Origin of the sequence: Halotalea alkalilenta DSM 17697 (genome assembly GCF_000621205.1) — a bacterium.
In the GTDB taxonomy this organism is placed as follows: domain Bacteria; phylum Pseudomonadota; class Gammaproteobacteria; order Pseudomonadales; family Halomonadaceae; genus Halotalea; species Halotalea alkalilenta.
Map to the genome: position 1 here is coordinate 15,556 of NZ_KK211232.1, position 15,941 is coordinate 31,496.

Consider the following 15,941-nt stretch of genomic DNA (forward strand, 5'->3'; position numbering starts at 1 on the left):
CCAACTGCGGCCCGGCTTGTCCAGGGGCTCGGCGATTCGCCGAGCCCCTGGGCCGGGAGATCAGAAGCCGGCGCGCTGATAGCCAGGGACCGCTTGTTCGAAGTACGTATCGGGATTCTGGCCGACGCCGCCCAAACCCTTGAAGATGAAGCGCAGGAACAGGCCGCGCTTGGTCTCATCGTCGCGGATGGTGTTGAGCGTATCGTCGTCATCGACGTACTCGCGCCAAGCGACCTCGATGCCATAGCAGCAGTCGTTGAACTGCACGCCGGCGAGGGTCTCGAGCGAACGGCTGTTGGTCTGGTCGTAGAGATAGCGCCCGACCAGCGACATCGAGGCATTCATCCGCCAGGCGAAGGAGACGTCGTATTCGTTGCGGTTGTAGCCGAGGCGGTCTTCCTCGTCACCAGAAGGGTCGAACCCTTCACGCTGCCAGCGATAGCCGAGATTGAGCAGGCTGCCGCTCGGATGGCGATAGCTCACATAGGTCTCGTTGCGCTCGGTGGCACCGTTTTCGGTGTCGTAGAACAGCGCGTAGCGGGTGCTCCAACGATCGTTGATCTGCCACTCCAGCTGGCCGATCGCGGGGGAGTAGTCGCGCACCAGATCATAGCCATAGCGGCTATTGACGTTCTGGTACTCGTCGTACTTGGTCGGATCGTCGTCGGTGACCCGGCGATCGTCGAAGAAGCGGCTCTGGCCGACCGAAGCGGTGAAGCGCTGATGCCCGGTCGCGTCGTCGAGGAAGCGCGAGCTGACCCCGTAGGAGACCTTGTTGACGTCGCCGATGCGGTCGATGCCGTTGAACCTGAACGGCGACCACAGCTGCGCGTAGGACGGCGCCTGCAGCGCGGTGTCGAACTGCGGCAGCTGGCTCTGGTCACGATACGGCACGTAGGCGTAGTAGAGCCTCGGCTCCAGGGTCTGACGCCAGCGGGAACCGAACAGCGAAGTATGACGCTCGAAGATCAGTCCAGAGTCGACGCTGAAGACCGGGATGGTGCGATGGGGGCTCTCGTCCCAGTCGTCGGTGGCGCCGGGGGCGACGTAGTCGTTGCCGGAAAGATTCTCCCAACTGAGATCGTACTGGGTCAAGAACAGCTGTGCCCGAGGCTCGAAGAAGCCCCAGCTCGGATCGCGGCGGAATCCGATCGCCGGCGCGATGTTGAGCCGGGCACCGGTGGCGGTCTCGGTCGGGTTGTTGAGACGGCTCTCGTCTATGTCGCGATAGAAGTAGGTCGCGCTCGAGTTCCACTCCTGATAGGTGCCGCTCGACTGTGTCCATCGAGCGTCGGCGGAGAGCGACGGAAGCTCGTAGAACGGCTTGTCGTTCGGGCTCACCGGGTAATCCATCACCTGGTAGCCGCGCGCCCTCGCCCGCAGGTGCCAGACGTCGCCGCGATAGTCTAGATTCGCCAGCCGCTCCAGGTTGTCGCGATTCTGCTCGTCGAAGTTGGTGCCGAAATCATCGAAGTAGTCGCCATCGCTGGCAGCGCCGTAGCGCAGGCTGTAGGTCAGCCGATCGCTGAAGCGACCATCGTGCATGTAGTTGAAGAACCAGCGATCTTCATCGTAGAAATCATCGTTGCGGCCATCCGAGCCGCCGTCGTCGGAGGGCAGATAGTTACCTTCGACCTGGCCCCGGTCGGTGCCGAACAGATAGCGGAACTGTCCTCCCAGCATCACGCCGCGGTCGGACATGTAGCGCGGCACGATGGTGGCATCGTAGTTGGGCGCCAGGTTGAGGTAGATCGGCTGGGCGTAGTCGAAGCCGTTATCGCTATTGAACCCGACGGTCGGATAGAGCAGCCCGGAGAGCCGTCGATCGTCGATCGGGAAACGCAGCCAGGGCCAGTAGAACACCGGCACGTCATAGAGCCGCAGGCGGGTACCGCTGGCGGTGCCGTAGCCCTCCTCGCGGTTGATCACGATCTCGTTGCCCTGCAGCTTCCAAAGGCTGCTCTGCGGATCACAAGTGGTGAAGGTTGCATTGCGCATCCGGTAGCGACCATCGGCCAGCCGTTCGACACGGCTGGCGTCGCCACGCGCATGGGAGGAATGGAAGACGTAGTGGGCGCCTTCGATGTCCGCCGCGTCGCTGTTCAGCGACACGCTGCCCTGCTCACCGCGAACCAGCACGTTGGGCTGGCGGTAGGTGATCGGCCCCTCGAGGGAGACGCGGTCACGCGCCTCGTTGAGCGTCGCCTGGCGTGCCTGGAGCTGCTGGTCCTGCTGGCGCAGCACCACATTGCCGGTGAGCGTGGTGATGCCGCCCTGGCCGTAGCCCGCATCGTCGGACTGCCCGCGCACCTGTTCAGGGTCGCTCGCCGCCTCGAGCTCGTAATCGGGCATCAGGTAGTAGCCGCTGCACAGTTCGTTGGACGGCCGATCATCCCCCCAGGCATGCCAGTCGAGCTGATCGGCCGGCAGCGACGGAAGGGGGGGCGCCGCCAGCGCTGGAGTCGCCGCTGGCAGCAGCGTATAGAACAGGCTCGTCAACGAGGCGGCGGTCCAGAGGGTGCGCTGGGCCATGGTGCTTGGTGTCCTTGCTCTTGGAGTCCAAATTTTCGTCATCGCGCAGCGCGCCTTGACGCGGACGCGTCGCGAAGTCATCTTCCCTGGCCATTGACGACGCGGTCGCGAGCGCCCGTGAAATGCGCCTAGCATGCGGTGACGAACCGATAGCGTCAACCTGAAGCGAAAGCGTCCGGGGACGGCCCGCGCCATCGCCGCGCCCTTATCCACCCCTTCTTCCAGGAGTATCGATGACTGCCCGTTCGTCCGCGCTGAGGCAATGGCTCGCGCATCGCCACGGCCTCGATGCGGCTATGCTGGTACTCGAATCGATCGCAGACGATGCCAGCTTCCGCCGCTACTTCCGCCTGCGACTGCCGCAGCCGGGCGGCACCCGGGTGGTCATGGATGCGCCTCCAGAACACGAGCCGAGCCGCCCCTTCGTCGCCATTGCGCTGGCCTGGGCCAACGCCGGCCTGCCGGTGCCTGCCATCCATGCGGCGGACCTGTCGCGCGGCTTTCTCGAGCTCGAGGACCTCGGCGACACCCTGCTGCGCCGCCGCCTGAACGACGCCGCCCCAGCGGTCCAGGACGCGCTGATCGACGACGCGATGGCGCTGTCGGTGCGCATCGCCTCCCAGCCCAGCACGGCGCTGCCACCCTATGATCGTCGCCGCCTCGCCTTCGAGCTGGGGCTGTTTCCCGAATGGGCGCTGGACCGCTGGCTGGGGATCGCGGCGCCCGCCTGCTTCACCGCGCTGTGCGAGCGACTGATCCAGCGCCTGCTCGGTCAGCCAAGGGTCACTACCCATCGCGACTACCACCCCGAGAACCTGCTGCTTGGCGCCGACGACGAACTGGCCGTGATCGACTTCCAGGGCGCGTGGGGCGGCCCGCTCGGCTACGACCCCGCCTCGCTGCTGCGTGATCGCAACCCGCCTTGGCCGATCGCGCGGCAGCATGCGTGGTACGCCACCCACCAGGCCCTGGCGCTGGAAGCAGGGCTTTGCAGCGAACGCTCGACCGAGCGCTATCTCTGCTGGATCGCCGAGGCCAGCGCCCAGCGTTCGATCAAGGTGCTGGGCCTGTTCTGCCGGCTGGCGCTGCGCGACGGCAAACCCGGCTACCTGCTCCGCCACCAGCGCCACTTCCTCGCCCACCTGCGCCAGGCCATGGCTGAGCTGACCGCGGCCGGCGGCGCGGACGCACCGCTCTGGCGTGCCTTCGATGAGTGGCTGGACGGCGAGTTCGAGCCGCGTATGCAGGCGCAGCTCGCTGCGCTGGCGGGGGCGGCGCGATGAGGGCGATGATCCTCGCCGCCGGTCGCGGCAGCCGGATGGCCCCGCTCACCGACGACTGCCCAAAGCCGCTGCTCGAAGCCGGCGGCAAGCCTCTGATCGTGCACCAGATCGAGCGGCTGCGCCGGATTGGGGTAACGGAACTGGTGATCAACGTCTCCTATCTCGCCGAGCGACTCATCGGCAGGCTCGGCGATGGCACGGCGCTCGGGGTCGATATCCGCTGGAGCGTCGAGCCACAACCGTTGGAGACCGCCGGCGGCATCCGCCAGGCACTCGGCCTGCTCGGTGACGCACCGTTCTTGCTGGTCAATGGCGACGTATGGAGCGACTTTCCGCTCGAGCGCCTGACCGCCCCGCTCGAGCGCGATCTGGCTCGGCTGGTGATGATCCCCGAAGCGGCGCACCATCCCGGAGGCGACTTCCACCTCACCGAGACCGGGCGGCTGCGCCTCGAGGGCACGCCGAAACGGGTCTACGCGGGCATCGCACTGATCGCTCCCGAGCTCTGCGCCGCACTGGCACCGGGTGAGAAGAGAAAGCTGGTCGAACCTTTGCGCCAGGCGATCGGCGACGACCGTGTGGCCGGGGTGCTCCATCGCGGTGAATGGCTCGATGTCGGTACCCCCGAACGCCTGGGCGAGCTCGATGCGCGGCTGCGCGGGATCGACCGAGCGTGAGCCGCCCGAAGCTTGATACACTGCGGCGAAAATCAAGCCATGGAGTCGATCCCGGATGAAAGCGCGTATCAAATGGACCGATGGACGCCAGTTCGTCGCAGAATCGGGCAGCGGCCACAGCCTGGTGATCGATGGTCATCCGGACCACGGTGGCCGCAATACCGGACCGCGGCCGATGGAACTGCTGCTGATGGGGCTCGGCGGCTGCTCGTCGTTCGATGTGATCGATATCCTCGCCAAGGCGCGGGCGCAGGTGACCGACTGCGTCGCCGAGCTCGAAGCGGTACGCGCCGACGCGGTGCCGGCGGTGTTCGAGAAGATCCATCTGCACTTCGTGGTCAGCGGCCATGCGCTGAAAGAGGCGCAGGTCAAGCGCGCGGTCGAGCTGTCCGCGCAGAAGTACTGCAGTGCCTCGATCATGCTCGCCAAGGGTGGGGTCGAGATCACTCATTCGTTCGAGATCCGGGAGTCCTGAGCCTGACCTCGGACGAAGCGTTCACCGTGCGGTAAAAAGCCGAGTGCATCCTCCTCGGGGGCTGTGCATAATACGCGGCTTTCCCGAATCGCGATGCCATTCGTCATCGTCCGCGAAGCGCCCTGCCTGGGGTCGTCTTCGCAAGCCACGCCCGCACCCGCCGTCCAATGGGGACAGTGGGCGCAGGCGCTCAATCGCGAGATCGTTCTCGCCAGGTTCCGGTGCCAGCTCTCCGGATCGAGCAAACCGCCACACTTCAGGAGGTTCGGAATTGACCGACAGGCTCCGACTCCACGGGTTCAACAACCTGACCAGCTCGCTGAGCTTCAACATCTACGACATCTGCTATGCGCAGACGCCGGAGCAGCGCGAGGCGTACATCGACTACATCGATGACCTCTACAGCGCTGATCGTCTGACTCAGATCCTCAAGGACGTCACCAATATCATCGGTGCGCACGTGCTCAACATCGCACGTCAGGACTACGAGCCCCACGGGGCGAGCGTCACCATCCTGATCGCCGAGCACGAGCTCGAAGCGCCGGTGAGCAGCGAGCCGGGCCCCGGGCCCTTGCCCGAGACCATCGTCGGCCATCTCGACAAGAGCCACGTGACCGTGCACAGCTATCCGGAATCACACCCGGACAACGGCATCTGCACCTTCAGGCTCGACATCGACGTCTCGACCTGCGGCATGATCTCGCCGCTGAAGGCGCTCAACTACCTGATCCACAGCTTCGACTCCGACATCGTCACCATGGACTACCGGGTGCGCGGCTTCACCCGTGACGTCGACGGCCGCAAGCTGTTCATCGACCACGACATCACTTCGATCCAGGACTACCTGGCCGAGGATACCAAGCGGCAGTATCAAATGATCGACGTCAACGTCTATCAGGAGAACACCTTCCACACCAAGATGCTGCTCAAGGACTTCGATCTCAACAACTATCTCTTCGACATCACCCGGCGCGACCTTTCCTTCGAAAACGCCGCGGACATCGAAGGGCGGCTGCGTCGCGAGATGCTCGAGATCTTCTACTCGCGCAACCTCGACTAACGACGCTTACGCCAATGCGACCGAGACCCGGCCCCGCGCCGGGTCTCGTGTTTATCGACCGGTCGAGGATTGGGGTAGACTGGGCGCGCCGCTTCCAGCGCGCTGCCGGACAATCGTTCAACGTCAAGGAAGGACTATGAACACTTCGATTCAACGCAAAGCATTTCTACTTTTGCTTGCCCTGGTCACCGTCGCCTTCATCTGGCTGCTGCTGCCCTACTACGGCGCGGTGTTCTGGGCGGTGATCCTGGCGATCATCTTCCAGCCGATGCAGCGCGGCCTGGAACGATGGCTCGGCGGGCGACGCAACCTCGCTGCGCTGATCAGCGTGCTGGCCTGCATCTTCATCGTCATCATTCCGGTCTCGGCGATCGTCGGTTCGCTGATCCAGGAAGGCGCGAGCCTGTACCAGCGGGTGCGCAGCGGCGAGATCGACTTCAACGCCTATCTCGCCCAGTTCCAGGCGGCGCTGCCGCCCACCCTCGAGGAGTGGATGGTGCGAGTGGGGATCGGCGACTTCGCCGAACTGCGCCAGAAGCTCTCTGCCGCGGCGATGCAGGTCAGCCAGCTGCTCGCAGGCCAGGTCCTGAGCATCGGCCAGAACACCCTGCAGTTTTTGGTCAGCCTCGGCATCATGCTCTACCTGCTGTTCTTCCTCTTCCGCGATGGGCGCTCGCTGGGCCGCGACATCCGTGTCTCGATCCCGCTCAGCGACGACTACACCCGTCAGCTGCTCGGCAAGTTCACCGCAGTGGTCCGTGCCACGGTCAAGGGCAACGTGATCATTGCCGCCATCCAGGGGGCGATCGGCGGGGTGACCTTCTGGCTGCTCGGTATCGAGGCCGCCTTGCTCTGGGGGGTGCTGATGGCATTCCTCTCATTGCTGCCGGCGATCGGCGCGGCGGTGGTGTGGGTGCCTGTGGCGGCCTACCTGCTGCTCACCGGCGACTACGTCAGGGGAGCGATCCTGGTCTTCGTCGGCGTGGTGGTGATCGGCTTGGTCGACAACCTGCTGCGCCCCCCGCTGGTCGGCAAGGAGACCAAGCTCCCCGACTACGTGGTGCTGATCTCGACCGTCGGTGGGATGTCGATGTTCGGCATCAACGGATTCGTCATCGGCCCGTTGATCGCGGCGCTGTTCATCTCCGCCTGGGCGCTGTTCAAGGCCGAGCAGCAGGAGCAGCCGCTACGGGACGACTCAAGCGACCCCACCGAAGAGTAGAAGCGCAAGCGGGGCGCCGGATCGCGCCCCGCGGCGCAGATTAATGACAAACCCCTTTTGACCCAGCGACGCTCTCGATCCTGGCGAGTCGAGAACCGTTTGGGTCCTAACGCGCCTCTTGCTCGCTTAGATGCGAGGGGCGGACCCCTCGCGCTCCCCCTAAAAGGGGACGCGCCGCCACGAGATCGCGAAACCCTGGCCGATCAATCGCTTGCCCTCGGGTCGGCGCGCATGGACGTCCCTGTCCGGGCGCGCCTTTTGCGACATCCATGTCGCAAACCCCGGTGCAATCGATTGCCGGCCAGCGCGCTCTCGGAGGCGGCTGGAAACCATCGTGGCATCTTCAAATACTTTGTCAGCAGTCTGAAGCGGGGCGCCGGATGGCGCCCCGCGGCGTCGCTTGCGCGGTTCAGCGACCGAGCGGGGCATGCCACCAGAGCCAGCCCCAGCCGGCGAGCGCGAGACAGGGGCCGAAAGGGATCGTCGCGGCGCCGGATCTCGCCAGCAGGCCCCATAGCAGCCCGAGCGGCGCCGCAAGCGCAAGCACCGGCGCCAGCGCACCGCACCCAAGCCAAGCGCCAAGGGCGGCGAACAGCTTGACGTCTCCGCCGCCCAGGCCTTCGCGACCGCGCAGCCGGCGATAGCCCCGCCGACACGCCTCGAGACTCAGATATCCAAGCGCCGCGCCCAGGATCGCCACAGCGGGCGCGGCGAACATGCCTGCCGCATTGAGCACCAGACCACTCCAGAGCAGCGGCAGCACCAGGCGGTCGGGCAGCAGCCTGCGCTCGATGTCGATCGACGACAGCCTGGCAAGCATCGTGCCCAGCCCGGTCATCGCCAAGGCCTCGGCGCCGATACCGAACCGCCATCCCGACGCCGCGCCAAGCACGCCGACAATCAGCCACCACCAGGGCTGCACCGCCGCCCGCCGCCAAATCCCACCCGCCATCGCGCTCTCCTCGTATCGGCCGCGTGCTTCGATTGCATCGGCCGCGCGCGAGCGCCTTTGACGCCTCCCTCAGCTATCCATGTCGATCTCGACCCAGCCGTCGCGCAGCCGCACGGGCCAGGTACGCAGCGCGATCTCCGGCGACTCGATGCAGCGCCCGTCGGCAAGGCGGAAGTGCTGCTTGTAGAGCGGAGAGGCGACCACCGGCTGCGCCGCGATATCTCCGACGATGCCCCGCCCGATCACGTTGGCGCCGGAAAATGGATCTCCATTGGCGAGCGCGTAAACGTTCCTCTCGCTGCCCGCGAGGAGCAGGAACAGAGCGATCTGCTCGCCCCGACACCAAGCGGTGACGCCAGCGCCGGGCACCAGCTCGTCGATGCTGCACAGTCGCCGCCACTGACCGGCGCTCTCGGCATCGAGGGCCTTTTCGCTTCTATCGAGGGTCATCAGGCACTCTCCTCACTGACGACCGAGGGAATCTCATCGGCACGCGCCGGGCGACGCTGGCCACGCTCGCGCACGTAGCGCAGTCCCGGGTCGCCCTGGGTCTGATTGACGAAGGTACGAAAGCGCTTGAGCTTCTCCGGGTCGGAAAGAGCGTTGGCCCACTCGCATTCGTAGCGCTCGACCACCAGCGCCATCTGGCGCTCGAGCTCGGCGCAGACACCCAGGCAGTCATCGATCACCACCGACTTGAGATAATCCAGGCCGCCATCGAGGTTCTCGCGCCATACCGACGTGCGCTGCAGGCGATCCGCCGTGCGCACGTAGAACATCAGCAGCCGGTCGATGTAGCGAACCAGGGTCTCATCGTCGAGATCGGTAGCGAACAGCTCGGCGTGACGCGGACGCATACCACCGTTGCCGCAAACGTAGAGATTCCAGCCCCGCTCGGTGGCGATCACGCCGATGTCCTTGCTCTGCGCCTCGGCGCACTCGCGGGTACAGCCGGAGACCGCGAACTTGAGCTTGTGCGGGGAGCGCAGCCCCTTGTAGCGGTGCTCGAGCCGTAGCGCCATGGCGACGCTGTCCTGCACCCCGTAGCGGCACCAGCTGCTGCCGACGCAGGACTTCACCGTGCGGGTCGACTTGCCGTAGGCGTGGCCGGTCTCGAATCCCGCGGCGATCAGTTCGGCCCAGATCGACGGCAGCTGATGCAGCTCGGCACCGAACATATCGATACGTTGACCGCCGGTGATCTTGGTGTAGAGATCGTACTTCTTCGCCACCTCACCGAGCACGATCAGCTTGTCCGGGGTGATCTCGCCACCAGCGATCCGCGGCACCACCGAGTAGGTACCATCCTTTTGCATGTTGGCCATGAAAGCGTCGTTGGTGTCCTGCAGCGGCGCGAGCGCCGGGTCGAGGATCGGCCGGTTCCAGTTGGAGGCCAGAATCGATGCCACCGCCGGCTTGCAGATGTCGCAGCCAAGCCCTCCGTTGCCGTGACGGCGCATCAGCGTGTCGAAGTCCTCGATACCCTCGAGCCGGACCAGGTCGAATAGCGCCTGGCGGGTGTGGGAGAAGTGCTCGCAGAGGCTCGCGTCGACCGCCATTCCACGCGCGGCCAGCTCGGCCTCGAAAGCCTGCTTGAGCAGCGCGCTGCAGCCACCGCAGCCGGTCGAGGCACGGGTCTCTCGCTTGAGCGAGGCCAGATCGAGACATCCCTGGTCGACCGCCGCGCGGATCGTACCCTTGCTGACGTTATGGCAGGAGCAGATCGTCGCGCTGTCCGGCAGCGCATCGATACCGAGCGCAGGAGCGCCCTCGCCCGCCGGCAGGATCAGCGCCTCAGGCGCAAGCGGCGCGGCGATCGCGTTGGCGACGTACTGCAGCAGCGTGTCGTAGAAGCTGTTGTCGCCGACCAGCACCGCACCTAGTACCCGCTTGCCGTCCTCGCTGACCACCAGGCGGCGATAGCTTGCGCTGCGCTCGTCGACGAAACGGTAGCTGCGCGCGCCGGGGCTCGCGCCGTGGGCATCGCCGATCGAGCCGACATCGACGCCGAGCAGCTTGAGCTTGGTCGACATGTCAGCGCCGGTGAACAGCTCGCTCGGCTGGCCGGCGAGCCGCTCGGCGACCAGTCGCGCCATCCGGTAACCCGGCGCCACCAGGCCGAACACCCGATCGCGCCAGGAGGCGCATTCACCGATCGCGTAGATCGCCGGGTCCGAGCTTGCGCAGTGGTCGTTCACCACCACCCCACCGCGCGCGGCGATCTCGAGCCCGCAATCACGAGCCAGCCCGTCCTGGGGACGGATACCGGCGGAGAACACTACCAGGTCGGTATCCAGCGCGGTGCCATCGGCGAAGCGCATCCGATAGCGATGGCCATTCTCCCCGGCGACGATCGCCTCGGTCGCCTTGGAGAGATGCACACCCACGCCGAGCGCCTCGATCCTGGCCGCAAGCGCAGCGCCGCCCTCGGCATCGAGCTGCACCGGCATCAGCCGGGGGGCGAACTCGACCACGTGGGCCTCGAGGCCGAGGCGCTTCAACGCATTGGCCGCCTCGAGGCCGAGCAGGCCACCGCCGACCACTACGCCACGGCGGGCGTTCGCCGCGGCAGCGCGGATCATGTCGAGATCGTCCAGGGTGCGATAGACCAGCCGGGCGTCACCCTCGCTGCCCGGAATCGCCGGCACGAAGGGATAGGATCCGGTGGCCAGCACCAGCCGGTCGAAGCGATAGCGCCCGCGCAGGGTCACCACCTCGCGCGTGGTGCGATCGATCTTCTCTACCTTCTCGCCAAGATGCAGCACTACGCCATGATCCGCGTACAGTCCGGCTTCGCCGAGCGCCAGTGAGGCAGCGTCGCGTCCAGAGAAGTATTCGGAGAGATGGACCCGGTCATAGGCCGGATGGCGCTCCTCACCGAATACCGAGATCGCGTGGTGATGATGCGCACCGAGCTCGATCAGCCGCTCGACGCAGTGGTGACCGACCATGCCGTTGCCGATCACGATCAGCGATGGGCGTCTATCGACAGGGACGCTGAGGTTCTTGTCCTGGTTCATGCGATCTCCTCGATCGGATCTTGACGTTGGGACGACCGGGCGATCGGCGCGGCGTCGAACAGCCAGTCGTCACCCGGCTCGACCGGCGTCCTGGCGAGAAAGTGGTGATACCAGGCAGGCCCGAGGCGGGTGTCGTTGATCAGATTGCCGGCACGTATCGCGCCCCCGTTGAGGCACAGCGCGCGATAATCCCCACTGCCAGGGTCGACGTAGCGCAGCCAGCGGTCGCCTGGGCGTGGATGAGGATCACCGAAGGCGTAGAGCGCGATACCGCTGATCTTCAGCCGCGTCGCGCTGGGAAGGGGTTCGAAGCCCCCGGGCTCGCCGCAGAGCACGGCGGCGAGTACCTCCACCTGCGCCCAAATCGGCTCGACCAAGCCAAAGGTGGCACCACGGTGCTCGCAACACTCGCCGAGCGCGTGAATCAGCGGATCGCTGCTGACCAAGCGGTCATCGACGCGGATACCCCGGCCGCACTCGAGCCCGGCATCCCGCCCCAGCTCGAGATTCGCCTCGATCCCGGCGGCATGGATCAGCCGCCGCGCCTCGATCCAGCGACCATCGTCGAGCTTCAGCGCCTGGAGCCGGCCATCGCGGTCGGCGCGCATTTCCGCCAGGGTGCGCTCGAGCTCGAAGACCAGTCCTCTCGAGGCGAGCCTGGCCGCCAGCTGCCTACCGCCCTCGGCGTCGAGCTGCCGATTCATCGGCCAGGCACCGCGATGCACCACGGTCACGCGCGCACCACGCTGGCGCAGTCCTTCGGCGGCCTCCAGGCCGAGCAGTCCGGCGCCGACCACGCACACCGGCAGGTCCGCCAGATCGTCCTCGAGCAAGGCATCGACATCACCGAGGGTGCGAAACTCGCCGACGCCTTCGCAGACGTCACCGAGGACGATGGCTCGCCGGGTGCGCGAACCGGTGGCGATCACCAGACGGTGATAATCCACCCTGGCGCCCGAGGCGGTGGTCAACCGACGCCTGCTGCGATCGATCGCGACCACCGGGTCGCCACGGTGGAGCTCGATGCCCTCGTCTCGATACCACCCGGCTGGACGTCCCCACAGCGCGTCGCGCTCGACTTCGCCCGCAAGCAGCGGCGAGAGCAGGATCCGGTTGTAGCCCACCGCCGGCTCGGCACCGATCAGCACGATGCGCAGACCGGTGCGCGCCTGGAATCCCTTGGCCACCAGCGCCTCGAGCAGGCGCTGGCCGGCCATACCGCCGCCGACGATCACCAGGGCCGGCCGCTCGTTCATCCCCATCCCGTTCCTCCTCGCACCAAGTCGATGTACCGGGCGAAAAACAAAAAAGCGCCTGAAGCTCCGAAGGGAGCTTCAGGCGCCTTTGCCTGATCTGGCGGGCCCTGGATTATTCTTGTTGGCACGGGCCGCACCGAGGGTGATCGCTTGTTGTCTTTGTCTTGCGATCCCTGCTTTTAGATGATGCCGATCCCATCGAAGTCGAAGCGGATGGCGATCAGGTCGCTCACGCGACCACCGGAGCGACGACGAGGATCTTCGTTGATCGGCATCATCGTGCTTGTTCGGCCCGCATCTCTATACAAGCGATACGCCAACACCGAAAAAATTTTTTAAATTCAAGTCATTAAAATCTTCCACTCTTGCCTCCCCCACCGCTGGAGTCTGGTCGACCACTCATCGATCTCGGTTTCAAGGTGCAAACACCCCCTTGATTGCACCGTCTCGGTGCCGTGAATCACCGAGGATTTGGCGCACGTTCCCCTTCCTCCCGCCCGCACGGAAACGAGGGCAAACTGGCCCGGTTATTGCTGCGTTTCGAGCCTAAAGCCGCCGCTGGACCAGGTCATCACGTCAATGCAGACGGGCCCGGGCGCCAGGGCGGATGCATCGACATCGAGCAGGAAGACCGAGCAAAGGGGCTCGTTTCGCATTCGCGAAACGAGCCCCTTTTGCGTTCGATGCCCTTTCAACCCCGCAGGCGAATACCACTGCGCGACCAAGAGGCCACGCGATGAGCGAGCACCAAGACCAAGCCGCTATGATCACCACTGCCACCACCTGCCCCTACTGTGGTGTCGGCTGCGGCGTGCTGGTCCAGCATGACCGTCAGATGCCGATCGCGGTATCCGGCGACCGCGCTCATCCGGCCAACTTCGGCCGCCTCTGCGTCAAGGGCAGCGCGCTGCACGAGACGCTCGGCGAGCACGGCCGCGTGCTTCATCCCCGCGTCGATGGCGTCGAGACTCGCTGGGACGATGCGATCGATGCCGTCGTTACCCGCCTGCGCGCGACCATCGAACGACACGGCGCCGAGTCGGTGGCGGGCTACCTCTCCGGCCAGCTGCTCACCGAGGACTACTACGTCGCCAACAAGCTGTTCAAGGGGTTCATCGGCACCCCGCACCTGGATACCAACTCGCGGCTATGCATGGCCTCGGCGGTGGCCGGACACAAACGAGCCTTCGGCGCGGATGCGGTACCCTGCTGCTACGAGGACCTCGAGCAAGCGCGGCTGCTGGTGATAGTCGGCAGCAACCTGGCCTGGAACCACCCTGTGCTGTTCCAGCGGGTGAGCGAGGCGAAGCGTCGCGATCCAGCGCTCAAGGTAGTGGTGATCGACCCCCGAATGACCGAGACCTGCGAGATCGCCGATCTGTTCCTCGGCCTGCGCGCCGGAGGCGACATTCGCCTGTTCAACGGTCTGCTCGCCTATCTCTCCAGCGAGGGCGGGCTGAACCGTGACTTCATCCGCACGCATACCGAAGGCTTCGAGGAGGCGCTGGCAGAAGCTCAGCGTGCCCCCGACACGGTGGCCGAGATCGCCAAGGCCTGCGGCCTGGATCCTACATCGGTCGAGACTTTCTACCGCTGGTTCGCCAGCGAGTCCCGCGTAGTGACCCTGTTCTCCCAAGGGACCAACCAGTCCGACCGCGGCACCGACCGGGTCAACGCGATCATCAACTGCCACCTCGCCGGTGGACGGATCGGCTACCCCGGCGCCGGCCCCTTTTCGATCACCGGCCAGCCCAATGCGATGGGCGGACGAGAAGTGGGCGGGCTGGCCAACCAGCTCGCCGCGCACATGGATTACCACACACCCGGCGCACTCGAGCGGGTGACACGCTTCTGGGCGACGCCGGCGCTCACGCCCCGGCTACCGTCGGCCCCTGGGCACAAGGCGGTGGCGCTGATCGAGGCGCTCGAGCGCGGTGAGATCCAGGCGCTGTGGGTGATGGCGACCAATCCGGCGGTGAGCCTGCCGGATAGCCAAAGGGTGCGCCGTGCGCTGGAACGCTGTCCGCTGGTGATCGTCAGCGAAGCGATGGAATCGGCGGATACGCTGGCCTACGCCGACATCGTGCTGCCGGCGAGCAGCTGGGCGGAGAAGGATGGCACGGTGACCAACTCGGAGCGGCGCATATCCCGCCAGCGCGGCATGCTGCCACCTCCAGGCGAGGCCCGTCATGACTGGCAGGCGCTGTGTGAGGTCGCAGCAGGGCTGGGCTATGGAGATGCGTTCGACTACCAGGCGCCGTGGCAGATCTTCGACGAACATGCCCGGCTCTCGGGCTTCGAGAACGACGATGCCCACGGTCGCAGGCTCTTCGACATCTCAGCGCTCGCCGGGCTCGACGCCGCCGGCTACGACGCGCTGGTCCCGATCCAATGGCCGGTCAACGTCACGGCACCGCACGGCACCGCGCGCCTGTTCGAGGATGGTCGCTTCGCCACGCCCAACCACCGCGCCCGGCTGGTGCCGATCGTCGACGAGGCTGAGGCAGCGGCGAATCGAGACTTCGTCCTCAATACCGGCCGGATCCGCGACCAGTGGCACACCATGACGCGCACCGCCCGCTCGACGCGATTGAATCGCCACCGCGCTGAGCCTTTCGTCGAGCTGCACCCGGACGACGCCGCGGCTTTGCAGATCCGCCAGGACGCACTGGTGCGGCTCGACAACCCACGCGGCAGCTTCATCGGACGGGCTCGGCTCACACCAGGGCAACGGCGCGGAGAGCTTTTCGTGCCGATCCACTGGAACCATCACTTCACTACCGCAGCCCTTGCCAGCGCGCTGACCGAGCGCCGCTGCGACCCCATTTCAGGCCAGCCGGCGAGCAAGTCGGCGCGAGTGCGGATCACGGCGCTGCCGACCCGGTGGGAAGCGAGCGTGCTGCTCGAGCGTATGCCAGAGCGCAACCGGCTTGCGGAGCTTGGGATCGACTACTGGGCCCAGACGCCACTACGCCGATGCGTGCGGCTCCAACTAGGTGCAAGCGTCGCGCCTGCCCGGAAGACGCTGTTCGAAGCCCTGTTCGGCGGCGAACCAACGCTTTGGAGCGAACCGAGCGACGGCGTCCATTTTCGCGCCGCTTGGCTCGAGGCCGGGCGGCTGCGTGGGTGGCTGCGGGTCGCTCCGGTGCCCTTCGAGTTCGACGATGACTGGCTCGATCTGCGCTTCGCCGACGCCAGCCTCGATCTTGACGCTCGACGCCGGCTGCTCGCCGGGCGCGGCCTCGATGAGCGTCCCCAGGGCAGGATCATCTGCAGCTGCCATCAGGTCGGCCAGCGGCCGATCCAACAGGCGCTAAAGGAAGGCTGTCTGGACGTCGAAGCCCTGGGCCAGCGCCTGCGCTGCGGTACCCAGTGCGGCTCCTGCATCCCGGAACTGAAGCGGATGATTGGGCAGGCCAACCATGCCCGTGAGGCGAATGTTTCGGATGCCGGTTGACCACCCT

Annotated in this window: 11 protein-coding genes; 6 read left to right on the forward strand and 5 right to left on the reverse strand. The window is 66.0% G+C overall.

The features are described from left to right. Nucleotides 1-60: 60 nt before the first annotated feature. On the reverse strand, nt 61-2,532 hold the full coding sequence (locus tag Q376_RS0117735; RefSeq protein WP_027351443.1) for an LPS-assembly protein LptD: 2,472 nt from the start codon (nt 2,530-2,532) through the stop codon (nt 61-63). A gap of 233 nt (nt 2,533-2,765) precedes the next feature. Between Q376_RS0117735 and Q376_RS23340 the strand changes: the two genes are divergently transcribed. The 5 genes from Q376_RS23340 (at nt 2,766) to Q376_RS0117760 (ending at nt 7,249) form a co-directional block, all read left to right on the forward strand. Further along, nucleotides 2,766-3,815, forward strand: coding sequence for an aminoglycoside phosphotransferase family protein (locus Q376_RS23340; protein ID WP_043448625.1), 1,050 nt, complete (start codon nt 2,766-2,768; stop codon nt 3,813-3,815). Further along, nucleotides 3,812-4,492, forward strand: coding sequence for an N-acetylmuramate alpha-1-phosphate uridylyltransferase MurU (gene murU / locus Q376_RS0117745; RefSeq protein ID WP_027351444.1), 681 nt, complete (start codon nt 3,812-3,814; stop codon nt 4,490-4,492). The genes Q376_RS23340 and murU overlap by 4 nt, the downstream gene beginning before the upstream one ends. Nucleotides 4,493-4,547: 55 nt before the next feature. Continuing rightward, nucleotides 4,548-4,967 carry an OsmC family protein gene (locus tag Q376_RS0117750; RefSeq protein ID WP_027351445.1) on the forward strand — a complete coding sequence of 140 codons (420 nt, stop codon included), beginning with the start codon at nt 4,548-4,550 and terminating at the stop codon, nt 4,965-4,967. Nucleotides 4,968-5,238: 271 nt separating this feature from the next. After that, entirely contained in the window at nt 5,239-6,027 is a 789-nt protein-coding gene (gene speD, locus Q376_RS0117755) for an adenosylmethionine decarboxylase (RefSeq protein WP_027351446.1), read from the forward strand. Between the two features lie 136 nt (nt 6,028-6,163). Next, nucleotides 6,164-7,249 carry an AI-2E family transporter gene (locus tag Q376_RS0117760; RefSeq protein ID WP_027351447.1) on the forward strand — a complete coding sequence of 362 codons (1,086 nt, stop codon included), beginning with the start codon at nt 6,164-6,166 and terminating at the stop codon, nt 7,247-7,249. 409 nt (nt 7,250-7,658) lie between these two features. Here Q376_RS0117760 and Q376_RS23345 read toward each other — a convergent pair whose 3' ends face one another. From Q376_RS23345 to Q376_RS0117780, 4 genes are all read right to left on the reverse strand, one after another. Next, nucleotides 7,659-8,201: a prepilin peptidase gene (locus Q376_RS23345; RefSeq protein WP_052365495.1), complete on the reverse strand. Its 543-nt coding sequence runs from the start codon at nt 8,199-8,201 to the stop codon at nt 7,659-7,661. Nucleotides 8,202-8,270: 69 nt separating this feature from the next. Beyond that, complete coding sequence (gene nirD / locus Q376_RS0117770; protein ID WP_027351448.1) at nt 8,271-8,651, reverse strand: nitrite reductase small subunit NirD; 381 nt, start codon at nt 8,649-8,651, stop codon at nt 8,271-8,273. Further along, nucleotides 8,651-11,221, reverse strand: a complete 2,571-nt coding sequence (gene nirB, locus Q376_RS0117775) for a nitrite reductase large subunit NirB (RefSeq protein WP_027351449.1) — start codon at nt 11,219-11,221, stop codon at nt 8,651-8,653. Before nirB ends, nirD begins: the two co-directional genes overlap by 1 nt. Continuing rightward, entirely contained in the window at nt 11,218-12,477 is a 1,260-nt protein-coding gene (locus Q376_RS0117780) for an NAD(P)/FAD-dependent oxidoreductase (protein WP_162177921.1), read from the reverse strand. The genes nirB and Q376_RS0117780 overlap by 4 nt, the downstream gene beginning before the upstream one ends. Nucleotides 12,478-13,213: 736 nt before the next feature. On the opposite strand from Q376_RS0117780, the gene Q376_RS0117795 reads away from it, so the two are divergent. After that, nucleotides 13,214-15,934 carry a nitrate reductase gene (locus tag Q376_RS0117795; RefSeq protein ID WP_245598990.1) on the forward strand — a complete coding sequence of 907 codons (2,721 nt, stop codon included), beginning with the start codon at nt 13,214-13,216 and terminating at the stop codon, nt 15,932-15,934. Nucleotides 15,935-15,941 lie beyond the last annotated feature (7 nt).

What these genes read in the sequence shown, in the direction of transcription:
- Q376_RS0117735 (WP_027351443.1), bottom strand. Translation starts at nt 2,532, where the DNA reads ATGGCCCAGCGCACCCTCTGGACCGCCGCCTCGTTGACGAGCCTGTTC.
- Q376_RS23340 (WP_043448625.1), top strand. Translation starts at nt 2,766, where the DNA reads ATGACTGCCCGTTCGTCCGCGCTGAGGCAATGGCTCGCGCATCGCCAC.
- murU (WP_027351444.1), top strand. Translation starts at nt 3,812, where the DNA reads ATGAGGGCGATGATCCTCGCCGCCGGTCGCGGCAGCCGGATGGCCCCG.
- Q376_RS0117750 (WP_027351445.1), top strand. Translation starts at nt 4,548, where the DNA reads ATGAAAGCGCGTATCAAATGGACCGATGGACGCCAGTTCGTCGCAGAA.
- Q376_RS0117760 (WP_027351447.1), top strand. Translation starts at nt 6,164, where the DNA reads ATGAACACTTCGATTCAACGCAAAGCATTTCTACTTTTGCTTGCCCTG.
- Q376_RS23345 (WP_052365495.1), bottom strand. Translation starts at nt 8,201, where the DNA reads ATGGCGGGTGGGATTTGGCGGCGGGCGGCGGTGCAGCCCTGGTGGTGG.
- nirD (WP_027351448.1), bottom strand. Translation starts at nt 8,651, where the DNA reads ATGACCCTCGATAGAAGCGAAAAGGCCCTCGATGCCGAGAGCGCCGGT.
- nirB (WP_027351449.1), bottom strand. Translation starts at nt 11,221, where the DNA reads ATGAACCAGGACAAGAACCTCAGCGTCCCTGTCGATAGACGCCCATCG.
- Q376_RS0117780 (WP_162177921.1), bottom strand. Translation starts at nt 12,477, where the DNA reads ATGAACGAGCGGCCGGCCCTGGTGATCGTCGGCGGCGGTATGGCCGGC.
- Q376_RS0117795 (WP_245598990.1), top strand. Translation starts at nt 13,214, where the DNA reads ATGAGCGAGCACCAAGACCAAGCCGCTATGATCACCACTGCCACCACC.